The organism is Planktothricoides sp. SR001, from assembly GCF_001276715.1.
Classification (GTDB): domain Bacteria; phylum Cyanobacteriota; class Cyanobacteriia; order Cyanobacteriales; family Laspinemataceae; genus Planktothricoides; species Planktothricoides raciborskii.
In genome coordinates, this window is record NZ_LIUQ01000109.1 from 1 (window position 1) to 5,591 (window position 5,591).

5 protein-coding genes are annotated in these 5,591 nt (G+C 47.0%); 3 read left to right on the forward strand and 2 right to left on the reverse strand.

Translation table 11 applies throughout. From position 1 onward, the window contains the following. Nucleotides 1-74: 74 nt before the first annotated feature. A complete protein-coding gene (gene cbiB, locus AM228_RS28275) occupies nucleotides 75-1,085 on the reverse strand; it encodes an adenosylcobinamide-phosphate synthase CbiB (RefSeq protein ID WP_231636973.1) in 1,011 nt (336 codons plus the stop codon). 47 nt (nucleotides 1,086-1,132) lie between these two features. Beyond that, nucleotides 1,133-1,576, reverse strand: a complete 444-nt coding sequence (locus AM228_RS28280; RefSeq protein ID WP_054470344.1) for an Rrf2 family transcriptional regulator — start codon at nucleotides 1,574-1,576, stop codon at nucleotides 1,133-1,135. 536 nt (nucleotides 1,577-2,112) lie between these two features. Between AM228_RS28280 and AM228_RS28285 the strand changes: the two genes are divergently transcribed. From AM228_RS28285 to AM228_RS28295, 3 genes are all read left to right on the forward strand, one after another. Continuing rightward, nucleotides 2,113-3,003, forward strand: coding sequence for an MBL fold metallo-hydrolase (locus tag AM228_RS28285; protein WP_054470345.1), 891 nt, complete (start codon nucleotides 2,113-2,115; stop codon nucleotides 3,001-3,003). 121 nt (nucleotides 3,004-3,124) lie between these two features. Then, nucleotides 3,125-4,153 (forward strand): bifunctional riboflavin kinase/FAD synthetase, encoded by a 1,029-nt coding sequence (locus AM228_RS28290; RefSeq protein WP_054470346.1) that lies wholly within the window; start codon nucleotides 3,125-3,127, stop codon nucleotides 4,151-4,153. Beyond that, entirely contained in the window at nucleotides 4,150-5,061 is a 912-nt protein-coding gene (locus AM228_RS28295; protein ID WP_054470347.1) for a MoxR family ATPase, read from the forward strand. The genes AM228_RS28290 and AM228_RS28295 overlap by 4 nt, the downstream gene beginning before the upstream one ends. The last annotated feature ends 530 nt before the right edge of the window (nucleotides 5,062-5,591 follow it).

Genomic DNA, 5,591 nt, shown 5'->3' on the forward strand with positions numbered 1-5,591 from the left:
TTAGAGATAATTTTACCACAGAACTCTGCCGGACACAAAGAGAAGAAAATGTAAAAATAAAATGGGGTTGACGGTTAATAGCCGATCGCCGATGTAAAACCGATGTGAATTAGGCAGAAAATTGCTAACCAAGTGAGAAAAGTATAACGAGTGATTTTTAAGGCTTGGTGAATTTTTTCTGGGGAAATTTGATGAGTTGGTTGGCCTAGGAATGGTTTATTTTTAATCACGCCGCGATAAGAGTTGGTTCCCCCTAGTTGGACTCCCAGGGTGACGGCGTAAGCGCATTCACTCCAACCGGCGTTGGGGCTGGGGTCTTTGGTGGCGTCCGTTTGACAGGTTTGCCAGATTTTGCCTAGGTTGCCAAAAATTAGGCCAATGGTGATGACGGTTAATCGACAGGGCAGCCAGGTGAGCAAATCTTCAAGTTTGGCACTAAACCAGCCGAGGTCTTTGTAGGGTTCTTCGCGGTAGCCGACCATTGAGTCTAAGGTACTGGCAGCTTTGTAGGCGATCGCGACGGTAACCGGCCCGATCGCCGGGATCGATGCGCCGACGATCGCATAAAATAGCGGTGCCATCACCCCATCGACGGCATTTTCACTGACGGTTTCTAAAATGGCTCGGAGAATTTCTGTCTCGGATAGGTTTTCTGTATCTCGTCCCACATAAAGGCTTAATTTTTGCCGCGCTTGAGTTAAATCCCCGGAGTTCAGGGGTTGCAGCACATCTTCAGCGGCAGCGCGTAAACTGCGACCGGCAAAACAGCTTGCTAAGAGGATCATTTCTAAGAGGATACTGAGGGCAGGATGAAGCGATCGCGCCCACAGAATTATGGCATAAGTAATCACACCAGTGCCAGCGATCGCGCCAATGCCCAGCCCCACTCCGGCAATTCGGCGGATTTGCGGTTGGGAAAACCATTGTAAGACTAATTGACTATAGCGAGAAATTCCCCAACCAATCACTTGAACTGGGTGGAGCCAACCCCAAGGATCGCCAATCAGATAATCCAGGAAAGCGGCGATCGCTAAAACCAAGATTGTTGATTTTTCCCCATGCCACAACCCAAGGGAAACAGACAAAACAGCACATACCTGGTTCATGCAATCCAAAATTAAATAATAATAAATTAAATAATAAAATTTGTTTCTTGTCCCTGAGATGCCTGCCAACTGCGAGCATCATAGTATAAGTCTTCAAGAGAAATACTATAAAGTGATTCTTTTAGCTTTTGGTGCAGTTGGTGCCACAAAGTAAATGTCACCCAGTCTTCGGCGTGTTTACTTTGTGGCGGCAAACTCAAATCAGGCTCAATGGTTTCTCCCACGGCTTCTAAAATCTGACCGAGGGAAATTTTGCTAGGCGGTTTGGCTAGTTGATAGCCCCCTTGGGCGCCCCGGACGGATGCCACCAAACCCCCCTGGCGCATTTGAATTAATAGCTTTTCTAGATAGGGGGCGGGGATCTTTTGCCGATTGGCGATCGCCTTAGTCGCCGTCGGCCCCAAATCTTGCTGGAGACTCAGATCCAATAAGGCTTTAACGCTATACTGTGCGCGTTTGTTCAGTTTCATAGTTATTGGTTATTGGTTATTAGTTGCTTGTTATTTGTTATTAGTGATGATGAGTATCCGCAGCCTTGATCATAACAAATAACCAATAACCAACAACAAACAACCAATAAAACATTTCCGGTGAGGTTATTCAACAGTAAATTGACAACTCATCCTGTGCCAACGTTAGAATCAAGTTTAGGGTAAATGAAGATGAAAACTGCTGAAAACTTTATATAATGGTTGATTGGGTCGTTCAGATTATCGTTTGAACCGTCACCTTTTGGGTTCTTCCTAATTATAAAAATCAGCCTGAACACATAAGATTCGGGCAGTTCTTGACCAGAGGCGCCGTATTTACTGACTCAGAAAGCCCGCGAATTTCATTGAATATATGAATATATTTAAGGTGATTTCACAAAGGTGGCGGATATCTGAGCAAGTCGATCGATCGATTAGCAAGTGGATAATCACTAAATGATCAACCCATAGACGGTTGCTGCCGATGTAAAAACGTGATGAGTAACCCGCATTCACAACCTAGTGCAAATACACCCATGCAGAATATGGACAACCAATTTACGATTCACTTCTGGGGCGTGCGAGGAAGCATACCATGTCCCGGTGCAGAGACCGTCCGGTATGGCGGCAATACGCCATGCATCGAGATGCGGGTGGGAGGACAACGCTTAATTTTTGATGGAGGTACAGGCTTAAGAGTGTTGGGACAATACTTGCTCGGTCAGATGCCCGTCAAAGCCAATTTGTTGTTTACTCACTCCCACTGGGATCACATTCAGGGCTTCCCTTTTTTTGTCCCTGCTTTTATTCCTGGCAATCGCTTTCACATTTATGGAGCGATCGCCCCCAATGGCTCTACCATTGAGCAACGACTGAATGACCAGATGCTTCATCCAAATTTTCCCGTACCCTTGCAGATCATGGCCGCCCAGCTAGAGTTTCACGATATCAAAATCGGCGAAGTGCTGGAATTTGGGGACGTAAAAGTGAATACGGCACTGCTGAACCATCCCGGAGAAGCGGTCGGTTATCGAGTCAGTTGGAACGGCTACGCCGCAGCTTATGTCACGGATACAGAACATCTACCAGACAAGCTGGATGACAATGTTTTATTCCTCGCTCATAATGCTGACGTGCTGATTTATGATGCCACCTACACTGATGAGGAATATCACTCTCCAAAAAGTAGTAAAGTCGGCTGGGGTCATTCCACTTGGCAGGAAGCCGTTAAGGTGGCCAAGGCTGCGAATGCGAAAAGACTGGTGATTTTCCACCACGACCCCCTGCACAATGATGATTTTTTGGATAACGTAGGAGAGCAAGTAGCACAGCATTTCCCCAACTCTCTCATGGCCAGGGAGGGATTGTCGATTCAATTAATTGCGCCGCATTCTTCTTCCTCTCCAGAGGCAGAGTCCCCAACCTAGCAAGATACCGCAAGTGATTTTCAGATCCAGAATAGAGAATTGCCTACAATTCTCTATTTTTCTTCTTGATCAGCAATGTTCATTGATATTCGATCGTCTTATTTAATTAATAATCTAAACGGTGTGGATTACTTCTTCTCTCTCAACAGTTCTGACTCCAACTTCTATTGCTCTGGGCAACTTTGACGGGTTGCATCGAGGACACCAAAAGGTGATCGAGCCAATTTTGCCCTCCCAGTTGCCTCATTTATTCAATTCTAGCTTGGCAAACCCTAGTTCGCGATCGCCCGCTTGTGAGTACAACCAGGGATCTGGGGGATCTGGGGGCGGGACAAAACATCCCTACAGCACCTTAGTGACGTTCGATCCGCATCCCCAAGAGTTTTTTTCTGGTGAATCAAGATCCCTGTTAACGCCTCAAGAGGAAAAAGCCCAATACTTAGAGACGATGGGAGTCCGACAACTAATCCTGTTGCCGTTTGACCAAAAGCTGGCAACCCTCAGTCCACAAGCTTTTGTGGCGGAAATTCTGATTAAACAGTTACAAGCTTGCTGTATTAGTGTGGGGGAAGATTTTCGGTTTGGCAATCAGCGATCGGGGACGGTGGATGACTTGAAGGCGATCGCTCAACCTTATGGCGTAACCGTTAACATCGTTCCCCTGAACAAAATCGATGGACTACGCATTAGTAGCTCCGCCATTCGCCACGCCCTTAGCCAAGGGGATATCCTCCAAGCCAATCAACTCTTAGGTCGTCCTTATCGTCTCATTGGCGAAGTCATTCAAGGGCAGCAACTAGGTAGAACCCTGGGATTTCCCACCGCCAATTTACAACTATCCCCCGATAAGTTCTTACCTCGCTACGGTGTTTATGCCGTCCGAGTCACCAGGGATGACCAACCCACCAAGCATCACCTAGGGGTAATGAATATTGGCTGTCGTCCCACCGTGGCACAGGGTCAACCACCCACCGTCGAAATTCATCTTTTAGATTGGAGTGGGGATTTATACGGGAAAACCCTGACCGTAGACATTGAGCAATTTTTGCGCCCCGAACAAAAATTTGCTTCCCTCGATCGGTTAAAAAGCCAAATTCAATTAGATTGTATTCAAGCGAAATCTCTGGCTTCAGCCACATTCCCATTATGAGAGAACGAATTCAACAGCTTACGGAAAACCTCGGCAAAACCATTGTGGGCAAAGCCGACCCCATTCGCCTGGTACTCGTGGCTTTATTTTCTGGCGGTCATGCTTTATTAGAAGATGTCCCTGGGGTGGGCAAAACTTTACTGGCAAAATCCCTAGCGCGATCGATCGCCGGTAAATTTAAGCGGATTCAATGCACCCCCGACCTATTGCCCACCGATGTCACGGGCACAAATATCTGGAATCCTCGCAGTGGAGAATTTGAATTTCTCCCCGGCCCAGTCTTTGCCAATGTCCTACTCGCCGACGAAATTAACCGGGCAACCCCCAGGACTCAATCGGCTTTACTCGAAGTCATGGAGGAACGGCAAGTCACTGTTGATGGGGTTTCGCGTTCAGTCCCCCAGCCTTTTTTTGTCATTGCCACTCAAAACCCCATTGAATATCAAGGCACATTTCCCTTACCAGAAGCGCAAATGGATCGGTTTACCTTGTCTTTCTCTGTGGGCTACCCCACGGAAGCCGAAGAACTGCAAATGTTACAAAGACTGCAAGAGAATATCACCGTGGAGGAGTTGCAGCCTTGTATTGAATTGTCAGAAGTTAGTGAGTTATGTCGGCTATGCGCCCAAGTGCGGCTGGACAATTCATTGCAAAAATATATTCTCGATTTAGTCCGGGCAACCCGAGTCAGCGATCAAATTACCTTGGGTGTTAGTCCCAGAGGCGCCGTCGCCTTACAAAAAGCCACCCAAGCCCTGGCCTTTATTTCTGGTCGAGACTATGCCATCCCTGACGATGTAAAGTTTCTTGCCCCCCATGTTTTATCTCACCGCTTGATTCCCGCTGGAGGACGGCGACCCCAGACAATTGTCGAGCAACTTTTGCGCCAAATCCCAATTCCAGAATAATAGACATATTGCTTTACATACCGTAGAAGATCCCCCCAAGCGAGGGCGGATCAAGCGCCAATCGGCTTTTTAGCCTGGGAAAGCCAGAAGTTTAATATTATACCAAATCCGGTTGTTAAAACCCGTTTATCAGGTTATCTGTCATTCCCGCCTTCGCGGGAATCCACAAGTGTTTTAGGGGATGAACGCGCATAGATCAGGCGAGGGTTATTCAACAGTGTCAGTTTTGTTAACAGATGCTCATGTATGCTAAAGTTTAAGAGATGGCATACATACCACTCAGGAAAGCGGTCGAATTTCTGGGTGTACATCCCAACACCGGAGCGAAAAAACGCTGATGAAAAGAAGATCAAAAACATCAAAAACACCGCCTACCAAAAACTCTATGATGTCGAATCATCGGTGCGGGATACAGTTGGAGCTACCACGGCTTGCTACTGCCGAGTTAGTTCAACAAAACAACGATCTCACCTCGACAGACAAGTTGCCTATATGTAATCAATCTACCCAGACGCAGAAATTATCCGAGA